The sequence below is a fragment of the Rhodococcus sp. ARP2 genome (genome assembly GCF_001029585.1).
GTDB lineage: Bacteria > Actinomycetota > Actinomycetes > Mycobacteriales > Mycobacteriaceae > Rhodococcus_F > Rhodococcus_F erythropolis.
The window spans coordinates 1-15283 of the sequence record NZ_LEKE01000075.1; the positions used below are offsets into that span (position 1 = coordinate 1).

The 15283-nt window shown below is 62.9% G+C and carries 15 protein-coding genes; 4 read left to right on the top strand and 11 right to left on the bottom strand.

Annotated features, from left to right (window positions below):
* The 7 genes from ABX74_RS20065 to ABX74_RS20095 all read right to left on the bottom strand — a co-directional run.
* On the bottom strand, positions 1-1097 hold a 1097-nt coding region (locus tag ABX74_RS20065), incomplete at its 3' end, for an alkane 1-monooxygenase (RefSeq protein ID WP_047889547.1).
* 111 nt (positions 1098-1208) lie between these two features.
* Positions 1209-2705 (bottom strand): amino acid permease, encoded by a 1497-nt coding sequence (locus ABX74_RS20070; RefSeq protein ID WP_019747776.1) that lies wholly within the window; start codon positions 2703-2705, stop codon positions 1209-1211.
* Between the two features lie 86 nt (positions 2706-2791).
* Positions 2792-3751, bottom strand: a complete 960-nt coding sequence (locus ABX74_RS20075; RefSeq protein WP_019747775.1) for a cation diffusion facilitator family transporter — start codon at positions 3749-3751, stop codon at positions 2792-2794.
* Positions 3752-3779: 28 nt separating this feature from the next.
* A complete protein-coding gene (gene manA, locus ABX74_RS20080; RefSeq protein WP_047889548.1) occupies positions 3780-5042 on the bottom strand; it encodes a mannose-6-phosphate isomerase, class I in 1263 nt (420 codons plus the stop codon).
* Positions 5043-6137 (bottom strand): hypothetical protein, encoded by a 1095-nt coding sequence (locus ABX74_RS20085; protein WP_046378331.1) that lies wholly within the window; start codon positions 6135-6137, stop codon positions 5043-5045.
* Positions 6138-6300: 163 nt separating this feature from the next.
* Entirely contained in the window at positions 6301-7674 is a 1374-nt protein-coding gene (locus ABX74_RS20090) for a phosphomannomutase/phosphoglucomutase (protein WP_019747772.1), read from the bottom strand.
* A 127-nt stretch (positions 7675-7801) separates the two neighbouring features.
* Positions 7802-8188, bottom strand: a complete 387-nt coding sequence (locus ABX74_RS20095; protein WP_020969213.1) for a DUF3499 domain-containing protein — start codon at positions 8186-8188, stop codon at positions 7802-7804.
* Between the two features lie 80 nt (positions 8189-8268).
* Between ABX74_RS20095 and ABX74_RS20100 the strand changes: the two genes are divergently transcribed.
* Positions 8269-8757, top strand: coding sequence for a metallopeptidase family protein (locus ABX74_RS20100; RefSeq protein WP_003940797.1), 489 nt, complete (start codon positions 8269-8271; stop codon positions 8755-8757).
* 215 nt (positions 8758-8972) lie between these two features.
* Here the strand turns inward: ABX74_RS20100 and ABX74_RS20105 are convergent, their stop codons facing one another.
* Positions 8973-9251: a WhiB family transcriptional regulator gene (locus ABX74_RS20105; protein ID WP_020907098.1), complete on the bottom strand. Its 279-nt coding sequence runs from the start codon at positions 9249-9251 to the stop codon at positions 8973-8975.
* A gap of 380 nt (positions 9252-9631) precedes the next feature.
* On the opposite strand from ABX74_RS20105, the gene cofD reads away from it, so the two are divergent.
* The 3 genes from cofD to ABX74_RS20120 are packed head-to-tail and all read left to right on the top strand — an operon-like array spanning position 9632 to position 12570.
* Positions 9632-10624, top strand: a complete 993-nt coding sequence (gene cofD, locus ABX74_RS20110) for a 2-phospho-L-lactate transferase (protein WP_003940958.1) — start codon at positions 9632-9634, stop codon at positions 10622-10624.
* Positions 10621-12006 (top strand): coenzyme F420-0:L-glutamate ligase, encoded by a 1386-nt coding sequence (locus ABX74_RS20115; RefSeq protein WP_047889549.1) that lies wholly within the window; start codon positions 10621-10623, stop codon positions 12004-12006. Before cofD ends, ABX74_RS20115 begins: the two co-directional genes overlap by 4 nt.
* A 3-nt stretch (positions 12007-12009) precedes the next feature.
* Complete coding sequence (locus ABX74_RS20120) at positions 12010-12570, top strand: NUDIX hydrolase (RefSeq protein ID WP_019747768.1); 561 nt, start codon at positions 12010-12012, stop codon at positions 12568-12570.
* Here ABX74_RS20120 and ABX74_RS20125 read toward each other — a convergent pair.
* The 3 genes from ABX74_RS20125 to ABX74_RS20135 all read right to left on the bottom strand — a co-directional run.
* Entirely contained in the window at positions 12561-13331 is a 771-nt protein-coding gene (locus ABX74_RS20125) for an SGNH/GDSL hydrolase family protein (RefSeq protein WP_019747767.1), read from the bottom strand. The genes ABX74_RS20120 and ABX74_RS20125 overlap by 10 nt on opposite strands.
* A gap of 32 nt (positions 13332-13363) precedes the next feature.
* Positions 13364-14446 (bottom strand): sugar phosphate nucleotidyltransferase, encoded by a 1083-nt coding sequence (locus ABX74_RS20130; protein WP_019747766.1) that lies wholly within the window; start codon positions 14444-14446, stop codon positions 13364-13366.
* Positions 14443-15283, bottom strand: an 841-nt coding sequence (locus tag ABX74_RS20135) for a glycosyltransferase family 2 protein (RefSeq protein ID WP_047889550.1), incomplete at its 5' end; no start/stop codon positions are given. The genes ABX74_RS20135 and ABX74_RS20130, both read right to left, overlap by 4 nt.

The window sequence follows — 15283 nt, forward strand, 5'->3', positions numbered from 1 at the left end:
GCGAGCATGATCATGCTCGCGTACCCACTGGGCAGGTTGGGCGCACCGTCCATGCTTCGAAGCGTCTGGTAACGACGTGTCGGGTTCGCATGATGGTCACTGTGACGCTGGAGGTGATACAGGAAGATGTTGGTGCAGATGTGATCGCTGTTCCAACTGTGCTCCGGTGCGGCGCGCTCGTACCGCCCACTGTCCAGACGGCGACGCTTCAGTCCGTAATGTTCGAGGTAGTTGACGGTTTCGAGCAGGCAGAATCCGAAGACGGCCTGCAGCACCAGGAACGGCAGCACCGAGAGCCCGAAGACGGCGACGAGGACACCGAAGAGTACGACGGACATCAACCACGAATGCAGGACGTCGTTGCGAATTGTCCACGGCTTCTTACCCAGTCGATCGAGCCTGGCTTTTTCCAGGGACCACGACGAGCGCAGAGATCCCCACACACTGCGCGGCAGGAAGGTCCAGAAGCTCTCGCCGAAGCGAGACGACGCCGGATCCTCGGGCGTGGCGACCCGCACGTGGTGTCCACGATTGTGCTCGATGTAGAAGTGGCCGTAAAACGACTGCGCCAGAGTGATCTTCGACAACCAGCGCTCGAGATCGTCCTTCTTGTGACCTAGTTCGTGTGCGGTGTTGATCCCGATTCCTGCGACGCAACCGATACTGATCGCCAGACCGATCTTGGAGATCAGCCCCAGTCCCCCGTCGATTCCGAGCCAGGACGGGTCGGTCGCCGACCAGAGATAGCAGGCCAGGACCAGGCTGGCCAACTGGAACGGTATGTAGATGTAGGTGCAGTACCGGTAGTACTTGTCGTTCTCGAGGCGCTCCATCACCTCGTCCGGCGGATTCTCGCCGTCCGGACCGAAGAAGATGTCGAGGATCGGGAGCAGGATGTAGACGAGCAACGGCCCGATCCACCACCACACCGGCGAGACCGCGTTCCACCCGAGACTGTTGAACAACGCAACCAATCCGACGGCAATGAAGACCGCCGTCGGCGGCACCAGGCCGAGCAGCCAAAGATATCTCTTCTTGTCACGCCACTGCTCGGGCGGGAGCGTCTGCCCGGACTGCGAGTTCACGTGCGTCGACACGGTCTACCTCCTCGATTCGGACCGACTCGACAACTGTGAGTCAGTTCACCCTGAGATAGACAGTACTACGCTATTTGTACAAGTGATAGACAAATAATAATCTTTGTACATTTACTCGATTTCGCCGCGTTCACGCTTCCCGATCAACGAATGCTGCCTGCTGTAGGCGAAGTAGATGACAACACCGAGGGCCATCCAGACCACGAACCTCATCCAGGTCTCCACCGACAGGTTGAACATCAACCAGAGACACGCGAGGACAGCCAGGATCGGGATCAGCGGGACCAGTGGCACCCTGAACCCGCGGGGTAGGTCCGGCCGCGTCCGACGAAGCACGAGAACCCCCAACGACACGAGAACAAACGCGAACAACGTGCCGATATTGACCATTTCCTCGAGGGTGCCGATCGGGAACACTCCGGCGAGCACCGCGACCACAACGCCGACCAAGATCGTGATCCGCACGGGAGTTCCGTGCTTGCCGGTCGGCGCCAGGCGTCGTGGCATCAGACCGTCGCGTGCCATCGCGAAGAGCACCCTGGTCTGCCCGAGCATCAGCACCATCACCACGGTCGTGAGACCGGCCAACGCGCCGAACGAGATGACGTTTTTCGCCCACGTGATGTCGTGGAAGGCGAATGCCGTTGCCAGGTTGGAAGTATCGCCCTCGAGTTCGGTGTACTTCACCATCCCGGTCAACACGAGTGTCACTGCCACGTACAGAACCGTGACGATCAAGAGCGAGCCCAGGATGCCGCGTGGCAACGCCTTCTGCGGCTCCTTCGCCTCCTCCGCAGTCGTGGCGACGACGTCGAAGCCGATGAACGCGAAGAACACCAGACTGGCTGCCGCGAGCAATCCGTACCACCCGAATGTGCTGCCACCGGCCCCGGTCACGTACGAGAACAACGACTGGTGGATGCCCTCTCCCGTCGAGCCCGGCTCCGACGGCGGAATGTACGGCGAGTAGTTGTCGGTGTCGATGTAGAACAGACCGACGATGATCACCAGCAACACCACCGCGACCTTGATCGCCGTGATCACCAGTGACACCCTCGAAGAGAGTTTTGTGCCGGTCGCGAGCAGGATCGTGATGACGGCGATCACCAGCACCGCACCCCAGTCGAACGAGATCGGCCCCAACTCGACGATCGGGCTGCGTGAACCCATCACTTCGCCGAGGTACAGCGACCAGCCTTTTGCCACCACCGAAGACGCCAAGGCGAATTCGAGGATGAGATCCCAGCCGATGATCCAGGCGACGAATTCGCCGAACGTCGCGTACGAGAACGTGTACGCGCTACCGGCAACCGGGACCGTCGACGCGAACTCGGCGTAACACAGCGCTGCCAGTCCGCAGGCGATTGCCGCGATGACAAAAGCCAGGGAAACCGACGGCCCGGCGACGTTTCCCGCCGTCCGAGCCGTGAGTGTGAAGATGCCCGCACCGATGACCACTGCGACACCGAACACCGTGAGATCCCACGAGTTCAGCTCTTTCCGGAGTTTGGTTTCCGGCTCGTCGGTGTCCTTGATGGACTGCTCGATCGATTTGGTTCGAAACAGCTTCGACCGTCCAGATCCGGCCTGCTCGTCCTTGACAGCCATTGCCGCCTCCTTGCTGGGGACCAGCAGGTCCCACCATGGGCAAGTAGAGAGATGGCATCAGCCTAAGCCCGCAGGCGCGGCTTTGTTCAGGGTTTGTCGGGAGCCTGTAGATCTGTTTCAGGGCGATCTCCTGCGCTGAGACGATCCAGGTCCGGCTCGAGGTAGATCACCCGCGCCGCAGGCACTGCAGCGCGCACGCGAGACTCGGCCTCGTCGATCGCCGTCGCCACATCCGAGATCGTCGATCCGACCGGCACCGCAACCTTGGCAGCAACAAGGATCTCCTCGGGACCGAGGTACTGCGTCTTGCAATGAATGACGCGTTCGATACGAGTTCCGTCGACCAGTGCGTTGAGGATCAGTTCGGTCTCCACCGCCGTTGCGCCCTCACCGATCAGCAGCGACTGCATTTCGATGATCAGAATGACCGCGATGATGCCGAGCAGGACACCGATGCACAGAGTTCCGATGCCGTCGAAGACCGGATTTCCGGTCACCATCGTGAGACCGACGCCGCCGAGTGCAAGGACGAGACCGATCAATGCGCCGGTGTCCTCGAGCAGCACAACCGGGAGTTCCGGGCTACGAGAGGTTCGGATGAAGTTCCACCACGACGCATTTCCCTTGAGCGGTCGTGATTCCTTCGCTGCGGTCCGGAAGCTGTAGCCCTCCAGGCAGATCGCGATGAACAGGATCGCGATTGCCACGAAAGCCGAATTGAGTTCTTCCGGATGCTGAATCTTGTGAATACCTTCGTAGATCGCGAACAGCGAACCGAGGGTGAAGAGCACCAGTGCAACGACGAACGAATAGAAGTACCGGTTGCGCCCGTAACCGAACGGGTGCAGTTGATCTGCCTCACGTTCTGCCTTCTTCTGCCCCAAGAGCAGCAAACCCTGATTGGACGTGTCGGCCACCGAGTGCACCGATTCGGCGAGCATCGACGACGATCCGGTGATCAAGAATCCGGCGAACTTGGCTACGGCAATTCCGGCATTGGCTCCGAGGGCCGCCAGAATCGCCTTCTTGCCACCATGAGCCGACACAATGTCTCCTCGCTATCGACCGAGATTCCTATCGACCGACCACTGCACTGAAAACCTGCGCAGTCGGGGTTCGTGTGGTCAGGTGTACTACGGGCTCGTCGGCAGCAATCCACGCGGCTCGGCCCCGATCGAGGTCGAGAGTGTCGGCACCGCACGTCGCAGTGACCGCGCCGTCGGTGCAGATCAGAATCCGCGGGCCGCCGGCTTCGACAACGAGGTCGGTGGCATTCGAGTCGAACTCCAGACGCGTCAAACGAAATTCAGGTGCGGGCGTGACGTACTCGTATCTGCCTGACCCTGACTGACCTGATCCTGACTGACCTGATCCTGACTGACCTGATCCTGGCGACGGGGCCGGATCGAGCACTTCGATATCGGCCCCGACGAAGTCCAGAACCCTCAACAGTTCGGGCACGTCGACGTGTTTGGGCGTCAGCCCGCCGCGCAGCACGTTGTCGGAGTTGGCCATGATCTCGACCGCGAGTCCATGGAGATACGCGTGGAGATTTCCCGCAGCGAGAAACAGTCCTTGGCCGGGCTCGAGTGTGACGCGGTTGAGCAGTAGTGCCGCCAGAACGCCGGCGTCGCCGGGGTACGCCTCGCTCAATTCCAGCGCGGTACGGATCTCGGTCACGAATTCGGCGTCGTGGTGCGCGACGTAGGTGATGCACCCGGCAAGCACGGCAGGGAGCAACGTCCCGAGCACCGTGGACGGCAGCGTGATCCATGTCGTGAACAACGCCCGGAGTCCGTCGGAATCGGGTTGGCCTTCGAGCAGACCGATGTACGGCTCCAACTCGTCGACGGCCAGAGCGCGCAGCAGTTTGACAGTCCGCGTCGGCTCGCGGAATCCGGCAAGCGCTTCGAATCTGCTCAGCGCGACAACGAGTTCGGGCTTGTGGCTGCCGTCCTTGTAGTTGCGAATCGGCGATTCCATGGGAACGCCGAGTGCGTTCTCACGACGAAAACCCTCGTCGGCTTGAACGGCGCTGGGATGCGCCTGAAGCGACAGCGGCTCTTCCGCCGCAAGCAACTTGAGCAGGAATGGGAGTCGCTCACCGAATGCATCGAGGTTCTCACGGCCGAGTTCACGCTCGGGTTCGCGGTGCAGGACCTCGAGCAACGACTCGCTTCCGGATTCGGTGATCACGCGCGCCGGGTCGCCCGGGTGGGCGCCCAACCACAACTCCGCTTCGGGATGATTCGACGGGGTCGCAAGACCGCGTAGTTCGGCAATTGCCGTTCGCGAGCCCCACGCGTAAGAACGAAGTGCACCTTCGAGTTCACGCACTTACTTCGCACCGCCCGTCAACTGCACGTACGCCGCGGCCATGTCTACTCGAGACGCCAACACGAATACCTGCTCCATCTCCGATATCACCACGTTGGTCTGGTCTTCGTCTGCCGCCACCACCAGATCGGCGTCGGCCAGTGCGTCCATCCGGCGTCTCGCCTCCCCGCGCGTGGATTCCGTCGCGAAGACGAACGCCCGCGCCGGTGGGGTCGGCAATGCGCCGTCGAGTTGCGGATCGTGAAAGAACGGGTCGTGGAACACCGAATCACGCGAAGCTGCGTCCGGCGCGAACAGAGCTCGTGCCGAACGAATCACCTCCGACATCTCGGCGGCAGCGGCATTCAGGCCCGAGCTCATCAGCGAAACGCTCGAGAACTCTGCGAGTGCTGTTGTCACGGAACCACTCCCACACAGAACGACTCGCCGGCCGCTCATTCTGGTGGCCAACGACTTGGCCGGGTTATGGAATACCTCGTTGGCCGGCCCGTCCCGCAGCGCCTCCGCATCAACGGCGTCGGCGATACGACCGAGCACCGCCGAACGGTCCTCGATCGATCCCTTGCCCTCGATTTCGGCGGCAACGGCGAGGAAGACGGCGAGGAACCGCGTCATCGTGTGCCTCGGCGAGGCGTAGAGCCGCGGCGGCAACGACATGGTGCGCCCGGCCGCCACAGCCCGCATGGGCCCCTCGTCCGGAACGGCGACAACAACTTCGGCGCCACGGCGAACTGCACTGTCGACGGATTCGACCAGGCGCGGATCACCGGCATCGTCACCGGCAACGACGATCACGTCCAACGGTCCGGCCCACGACGGCGTCCGGTCGAGTACGAGAAGCGGACAACCGATCGAATCTCCGACGAGAGCAAGCGCGATCCTGGCTCCGTGCCGAGCGCCACCGGCACCGGCAATCAGCACGACGCTGCGCGGGCGCAGGCCGGCCAGCCGAGAGATCACACCCTCGCCGACGGCCGATGCGGTGGCCCGAATCTGTGCGCCCCCCATGGCCACAGACCGCAGTAACCCTTCCGAATCGGCAGCCGACAAACCCTCGCTGTCGTCGAGGTCGAGAAGCGGCATCGGCGCTGTCATCTCACCGCACCCCCTTCTCCGTTCGCAGTTCCCGCACCATCCAGCATTCCAGCTCTACGCGGTCCGTGGTGGCAAAGCCCTCGTTCCCGTGGCAGTCGTTCCCGAGATAGTCCCCCAACTATCCCAGGGCTTCGGCTCACCGACAAACCGATCAGACTCGGATTCAAGCCCGGACGATCGCCAGAATTTCGTTCACCAATGCGTCGACATCGGCGGACGTGGGTGCTTCGACGTTGAGTCGCAGCAAAGGCTCGGTGTTGGACGCGCGCAAGTTGAACCAGGCATTTCCCTCGAGACTGACTGTGACACCGTCGAGGCGATCCACCGACTCGGTGCGGTCCGCGAATGCTGCAAGCACAGCCGCAGTGCGATCGGCCGCGTCAGCCACCGTGGAGTTGATCTCACCCGAGGCCGCGTAGCGGGTGTACTCCGCCATCAACTCGGAGAGCGGACGGTCCTGCTCGCCCAGTGCGGCGAGTACGTGCAACGCCGCGAGCATGCCGGAGTCGGCGCCCCAGAAGTCGCGGAAGTAGTAGTGAGCTGAGTGCTCGCCGCCGAAGACGGCACCGGTCTCGGCCATCTCCTGCTTGATGAACGAGTGGCCGACTCGGGTACGGATCGCGACGCCGCCGAGTTCTTCGACCAGTTCGGGCACTGCCCGCGACGTGATCAGATTGTGGATGATCGACGCGCCAGGTTCCTTCGCGAGTTCGCGCTTGGCGACAAGTGCCGTCACCGCGGACGGAGAGACGGGGTCGCCCTTCTCGTCGACGACGAAGCAACGGTCCGCGTCACCGTCGAAAGCCAAGCCGATGTCTGCTCCGGTCTCACGCACGTAGGCCTGCAGGTCGACGAGGTTGGCCGGATCGAGCGGATTGGCTTCGTGGTTGGGGAACGTGCCGTCGAGCTCGAAGTAGAGCGGGAGGACTTCGAGAGGCATCGGCCCGAATACGGCCGGCGCGGTATGGCCGCCCATGCCGTTTCCTGCATCGACTGCGACCTTCATCGGGCGCAACGCAGCCAGGTCGACCAATCCGCGGAGGTAGCTCGCGTATTCCTCGAGGACGTCCTTCGTGCTGGCGGTACCTGCCGGTCCGTCGTACGCGGGAACACCCGAGACGACCTCGGCGGAGATGACTGCCAGGCCGGTGTCCTGACCGACGGGCTTGGCGCCGGCCCGGCACATCTTGATGCCGTTGTACTTGGCCGGATTGTGGCTCGCCGTGAACATCGCGCCCGGGCAGTTCAGCAAACCGGATGCAAAGTAGAGCTCGTCGGTCGACGCCAATCCGATGTAGACGACGTCGAGTCCTTGAGCGAGCACGCCGTCACCGAAAGCAGAAGACAGTGTGGGCGACGATGCACGCATGTCGTAGCCGATCACAACCGTCGTGGCTGCGCCGGCCTCGTCACGGACCAGACGGGCGAACGACGCTCCCACGTCGCGGACAAAATCTTCGTCGATCTGCTCACCGACCACGCCGCGCACGTCGTACGCCTTGATGATTGCAGCAACCGACTCGGCTGTTCGCCCCACTGAAAACTCTCCTTGTGCATGCACCCTCACAGACGGGAACGTCCGGGCGCATGGCGTCCGGAGATTCGCAGTACTCGGGTGTGGAAGTACTCGGTCGAGCCTAGCGTCTGCGGCGACGAATCTCGCGTCAGTTGGATGGGTCGGGCAGTACGCGGAGGTGTCCACGACGCCCTGTACGGGCAGTACTCGGAGCCGCGGGACGTATGTCCTCATCTGCGTCGACGTTGGACTTGTTGCGATCTCCGAGACCGGCTTCACGTACAGCTTCGGCCAAAGCGGTCAGATCGTCTTCGTCGGGAGTGCTCGACGCGAATCCGCCTTCGTGGCGGACGAGTTCCCAGCCCTTGGGGGCGGTGATTCGAGAGCCGTGAGTGTCACACAAATCCCATGAATGGGGCTCGGCGACGGTTGCCAGCGGCCCGACAACCGCAGTGGAGTCCGAGTAGACATACGTAAGCGTCGCGACGGCGGGGTTCTTGCACCCGGGGCGGCAGCAGCGACGCAGAGATCTCACAGGTACGGAGCCTAGCCCTCCCCACGTCCGGAACCTACTCGGACACACCGAGCAGTTTCTTCTGTCGTAATCTGGGCGCCATGCCACAAGCCCGCCGCCGACGCTCGGTCACCACTCGTTCCATCGAGCGACACGGCCGTGGCCTGCGCGGACCACTACTTCCCCCGGAGGTGCCCGCCAGGCGTACCCGGGCTGAGAAGTTCGATCTCCTGGTGCTCGACGCCTTCTCGCCCGTCGACCTCGCGTGGCACGACCGGTTGACGAAACTCGACATCGCGGTGGACGAAGTTCCGAAGATTCACGCGCACGATCCGGAGTCCGTCACATGGCCGCCGGAGGTCATCGCAGACGGCCCGGTTCCACTGTCACGACTGATTCCTGCCGGAATCGACCGTCACGGAAATACGACTCGCGCAAGAATTGTGCTGTTTCGCCGCCCATTGGAGCAGCGCGCGAAGGATCCGGAAGAACTCACGGATCTGGTGCACGACGTGTTGGTCCATCAAGTCGGCACGTATCTGGGCGTCGACCCACAGGTCATCGACCCCACACTTCCCGACGAGGACTGATACTGCCCGACGAGGACTGATACTGCCCGACGAGCACTGATACTGCCCGACGAGGACTGACGCACCGTCAGACGAAAAAACTGATGTCACACGAAGAAGTAAATCCACACGAAGAACAAAACAGTCGTTGCTTGACCTGCAATTCCCCGTTGCAGGTCAGACTTTCGAAGACCGCCCGTCAGCCCCGACGCTGACAGAACCGATTCAGCAGCAGATCAGATGATCCCCCGCTTGAGTCGCCGACGCTCGCGCTCGGACAACCCTCCCCAGATTCCGAACCGTTCGTCGTTCGCGAGCGCGTACTCGAGGCACTCGTCACGAACTTCACAACCGAGGCAGATCCGTTTTGCTTCCCTCGTCGATCCACCCTTTTCAGGGAAGAACGCTTCGGGATCGGTCTGCGCGCAGAGAGCACGCTCCTGCCACTGATCCTCGATGGTGTCGAACAATTCTTCGAAGCCGGTGACGAGACTCAGCACTGGCCGAGTACTCATACCGTCGAACTCACTGCTGCAGGCACCTTCTGCTGCGCCTGCTCGGGAATCGGTCTGCGGTTCGTCGCTTACTGTCATTGCGAGAGAACTGATCTCGACATTTTCATTGGGCATCGTTCCGCCTCCTCACCTGTAATAGCGCAGAATTTTCACTCCATCTTCAACCCCACCCCGTCGACCGTTCGAAACTGTGTTCGAAACCGGCCCCGCTGCAAGTGAACTCACAAGTAGCGGTTGGAATGACACATTTGAGATTACACACGTCCAGCGTGTCGCGGTCAAGCTAAACGAGATGAATCCATTAGTATTCCGGCCCCCAATTGACGGGACCTTCTGCCCGCCAGACACGACGACGCGCCGACCGCCTAGGCTCTGATGTCGTGAACGTGACTGTATTGGTTGGCGGCGTCGGCGGGGCCCGTTTCCTTCAAGGTGTGCAAAATGCGCTCGGAATCGCCGGTGGTGAATCCCTCGAGAAATACGAAGGCCCACATCGCATCACGGCCGTCGTCAACGTCGGAGACGACGTCTGGATGCACGGTCTGCGCATCTGCCCCGATCTGGACACTTGTATGTACACACTCGGCGGCGGTATCGACACCGAACGCGGGTGGGGACACGCCGGCGAAACCTGGAATGCGAAAGAAGAACTCGCGGCATACGGAGCGAAGCCGGACTGGTTCGGCCTCGGAGATCGCGATATCGCAACGCATTTGATTCGCAGCCAGATGCTCCGCACGGGATATCCGTTGTCCGCGATCACCGAAGCGTTGTGCAATCGCTGGAATCCGGGTGTCGCACTGCTTCCCGTGAGCGACGACCGCAGCGAAACACACGTTGTGATCACCGATCCGGAAGACGGTGAACAGAAGGCGATTCATTTCCAGGAGTGGTGGGTACGGCATCGAGCACAGGTGGAAACTCACAGCTTCGCTCACGTCGGCGCCGAGCAGGCCAAGCCCGCGCCGGGGGTGGTCGAGGCGATCGACGGTGCCGACATCGTGCTGATCGCACCGTCCAATCCCGTCGTGAGCGTCGGCGCGATCCTCGCGGTGCCCGGCATTCGCGGAGCCCTGCGGACCACCGCGGCCAAGGTTGTCGGCCTCTCCCCCGTCATCGGTGGAAAACCGTTGCGCGGCATGGCTGACGAGTGCCTCGAAGTGATCGGGGTCGAGACGACTTCCGAGGCGATCGGTCGCCACTACGGAGCTCGCTCGATCAACGGCATTCTCGACGGCTGGCTCGTCGACGAAGGTGACACGGCCGACATCGACGGGGTGGACGTGCGAAGCATCCCACTTTTGATGACGTCCCCCGAAGAGACCGCAAAAATGGTTCGAACGGCTTTCGAGATCGCCGGAGTCGAACTGTGACCGAGCCCGGAACCGAAGCAAGCCGCGACAGAAATCACTCTCCCGGCGATCACTCCCCCGGCGCCGCAATCGAAGTCATTCCCGTGCTCGGCCTTCCCGAGTTCCGGCCCGGAGACGACTTGGCCGCCGCTGTCGTCGACGCGACACCGTGGCTCGAGAACGGCGACGTCGTTGTCGTCACGAGCAAGGTGTTCTCAAAAGTCGAGGGTCGCATCGTTTCCTCGCCGACCGATCCGGAAGAGCGCGACGCAGCACGACGCCTCCTGGTGGATCAGGAAGCCGTCCGCGTCGTGGCCCGCAAGGGCCGCACTCTGATCACCGAGAACAAACTCGGCATCGTGCAGGCCGCATCGGGCATCGACGGCTCCAACGTCGACGGTGCCGAACTCGCCCTGCTCCCCGTGGATCCCGATGCGAGCGCAGCGGGGCTGCGTGCCCGAATTCTCGAGAGCACGGGCAAGTCCGTCGCCGTCGTCGTGACCGACACGATGGGTCGTGCGTGGCGCAACGGGCAGACCGATGCCGCGATCGGTTCCTCCGGCATTCCGGTCCTGCACGGCTACCTCGGGGCACAGGACAGTCAGGGCAACGATCTGATCGTCACCGAGATCGCGATCGCGGACGAGATCGCCGCTGCGGGCGATCTGGTCAAGGGCAAGCTCGGCGGCGTTCCCGTCGCCGTCGTGCGAGGACTCCGATTCGAGGACGACGGTTCGAGTGGCCAGGATCTGATCCGTCGCGGCCCGGACGATCTGTTCTGGCTGGGAACCGAGGAGGCTACGGCGATGGGCCGCGGCCAGGCGCTGCTGTTGCGTCGGTCGGTTCGGCAGTTCGCAGGTGATCCCGTCGACGCGGAGATCATTCGCAGCTCGATCGCCGAGGCACTCACTGCTCCAGCGCCCCACCACACAAGGCCTGTTCGATTCGTGTGGCTGCGGACCGAGTCGGTCCGCACGTCGCTCCTCGAGCAGATGCGTGAGAAGTGGGCCGCCGATCTGCGTGCGGACGGTCGTAGCGACGAATCCGTCGACGCGCGGGTTGCCCGCGGAAACATCCTGTTCGATGCCCCCGAGGTCGTCATTCCCTTCTGCGTGCCCGACGGCGCACACAGTTATCCGGATGCCCGACGTACCGCGGCGGAGTCCACGATGTTCACCGTCGCTGCCGGCGCGGCAGTGCAGGGACTGCTGGTCTCGCTGGCCACACGCGGCGTGGGAAGCTGCTGGATCGGATCGACGATCTTCGCCGCCGACCTCGTACGCGAACAACTCGATCTCCCGGCCGATTGGCAGCCACTCGGCGCAGTCGCAATCGGGTACCCCCTCGAACCACTGACTCCGCGCACGGTCCCCGCCCCTGGGGACGCGTTGGTGGAGCTGTAGGTCATGTCAGCCGAATCGCTGCACGCCTCCGCCAAGGGCGTCCTGGAGGGCTGGTCGACGTCCTCCGAGGCGGACGAGTCACTGCGGCACACGATGCTCGCGTTCCTCGATTCGGCTCCGGACGGCTGCCTTCGTCGCCATGCCCCGGGACACATCACCGCGTCGTCTCTGGTTCTCGACGAGAGTGGCTGCCACGTCCTGCTGACCCTGCATCCCAAGGTGGGCAGGTGGATTCAGCTCGGAGGTCACTGCGAGCCCGACGACGAGACGGTAGTCGATGCGGCATTGCGGGAGGCTCGCGAGGAGTCCGGAATTCACGACGTTCGGATAGACGCGGACCTACTCTCCGCCCACACACATCCGATCACGTGCTCACTCGGGGTCCCGACCAGACATCTCGATCTACGGTTTCTTGTTGTGGCGCCGGACAATTCACATATCGTCCGCAGCGCGGAGTCCACCGACCTCCGGTGGTGGCCGGTGGACGCGCTACCGCCGACTGCCGAACGCGAGACCATCGACCACCTGGTAGCGCTCGCCCATCAGCGCAAGAATCAGGACTGAATCGGAGACAGCTCGGGCTGCTTGGCGCTCACGCCGTCGCCCGAAGATGTTCCCTTCACGCGCCGAGCTACCCACGGCACCAAGAACTCTCGCGCCCATTGACGATCCTCGCGACGAGTTTCCGCTTTCGTGAGAACCGGCGCAGGCCCGAGGTCGGGCGCGATCAATCCGTGTTCGACGCCCAGTACGTCGAGCACCCGCGTCGCCATGTTCTCGTGCCCGGCGGGCGACATGTGGAGGCGATCCCAGTCCCACATCCGTAGGTCCTGATATTCGGAGAATCGCCAGAAGTCGACGAGGGTCGCGCCGTGGCGGTCCGCTACCTCGCGAACAAGCTCGTTGTAAATCGCCAGGCGTCCGCGGAGCTTGCCGAAGAAGGCGGACCATCCGGTGTCGTATGCGGTGAACATGAGAACCTGCGCACCGGAAGCAGTGAGCTGGCCGATTGCCGAATCGTAGCGGGCGACCATCGCGTCGATGTCGAGCTTCGGACGCATCATGTCGTTTCCGCCGGCGTAGATGGTCACCAGATCGGGCTTCAACGCCAGAGCGGGTTCCAACTGCTCGTCGATGATCGGTCCGAGTAGGCGACCACGAATCGCCAGGTTGGCGTAGCGGAACTCGGGGTTGTTCACCGCCAGCTGCTCGGCCACTCGGTCTGCCCACCCGCGCAGACCGTTGGGGAATCGTTCGTCGGCGTCGCCGACGCCCTCGGTGAACGAGTCACCGAGGGCAACGTAACGGCTCGGAAGAGAAGTCATACCCGCCAGTATTCCAGTAGGTCAGCTAACGATCACACATCTGTGCTGAAGCGCACGCCACCGTCCGGCAGCGTCACCCCCGGCCACACACGTGCGCCGCGCAACAATTCGCACCGCGCACCGATGTCCGCGCCGTCTCCGATGACGGCGTCGCGGACCAGTGCTCGTGGTCCGATACGGACGCCGAATCCGAGGATCGATCGTTCGACTACCGCACCGGCTTCCACAACGGCGCCGTCGAAGAGAATCGCACCGTCGAGGCGCGCACCTGCGCCGACTTCTGCGCCACGGCCGACAACCGTGCCGCCGATCAGGACGGCGCCAGGCGCAATTCCCGCCCCGGGGTGAACGAGCGACTCGCCGCGCGGACCTTCGAGAGCCGGCGAAGGCGCGATGCCTCGCACCAGGTCGGCGGAACCGCGAACGAAGTCCTCGGGGGTTCCCATGTCACGCCAGTACGACGAGTCGACGTGGCCGAACACCCGCTTGCCCTCGGCCAGGAGATTCGGGAACACCTCGCGCTCGACCGATACCGGTCGTCCCTCCGGGATCTGTTCGATGATCTCGCGCTTGAAGACGTAGCAGCCGGCGTTGATCTGATCCGTCGGCGGATCCTGGGTCTTCTCCAGGAATGCCGAGACTCGTCCGTCCTCGTCGGTCGGAACACAACCGAATGCACGCGGGTCTCCCACACGAACCAGGTGAAGTGTCACGTCGGCGTCCGTCTTCTCGTGGGTCTCGAGAATGGCGTTCAGGTCGGTGCCACCGAGCACGTCACCGTTGAACACCATGACGTTGTCGCCGCGCAACTTCGGGAGTACGTTGCGGATTCCGCCACCGGTGCCCAGCGGCTCGGTCTCGAAGACGTAGTCGATCTCGAGCCCCATCTTGGAGCCGTCGCCGAAGTAGTCCTCGAATACCTCTGCCTTGAAAGATGTTCCGAGCACCACGTGCTTGATACCGGCAGCCTCGATCCTGGCAAGGAGATGCGTCAGGAACGGAAGGCCGGCGGTCGGAAGCATCGGCTTGGGCGCCGACAGCGTCAACGGACGCAGCCGAGTGCCCTTGCCGCCTACCAGGATTACGGCGTCGGTCGGATTCGGATCGGACATCATTTTCCCCCGTGGTTCGAAACTGATGGGTTGTCGGTCGAGTCGTCGGTGCGAGCGCGCTCGCGAACAGCAGAAGCTACGGCGATCTTGGACCGCACGGCCAGGCCACCGCGCAAGGCAAGTCGCAGCGGAGCCTGCCACCAGTGCGGATGACGATCAGCCTGGAACTGGTATGCGCTGCGATGATGAGCGGGCAGCATCAGTTCCGGATGCCGGCCTGCCGCATGGCCTTTGGCATGGGTCACGACAGCGGAGGGAACAAAGACATTGAGCCACCCGGCTTTTCCGAGGCGATCACCGAAATCGACGTCCTCCATGTACATGAAGTATCGCGAGTCGAACCCGGAGATGGCGTCGAAGGCATCACGTCGGACCAACAGGCACGACCCGGAAAGCCAACCGACGGAGCGCTCGGTGACGGCCTCGTTCTCCTGACGGTAACGGGCAGTCCACGGGTTCTTCGGCCACACGGTGCCGAGCAATGCGTGCCCGACGCCCGAGGTGATGTCGGGCACCGTTCGTGCCGACGGATAGACACTTCCGTCCGGTTCGAGGACCTTCGGCCCCAGTGCACCGGCCCTTGGCCACCGATTTGCCGCAGCGACCAATTCGTCGAGTGAACCGGGTGCCCATTGGACGTCAGGATTGGAAATCACGACAAATTCGATCGACGAATCGATCTCCGCCACAGCCCGATTTATCGCTCCGCCGTAGCCGATGTTTCCCCCTGTACGAAGCAGACGAACATGCTCGTACTTGGCATCCGCCGCCTCCGGCGCACCATCGGTCGACCCGTTGTCGGCCATGATGACCTGGGGTTTTTCTGTCGTCGCCGCGGCA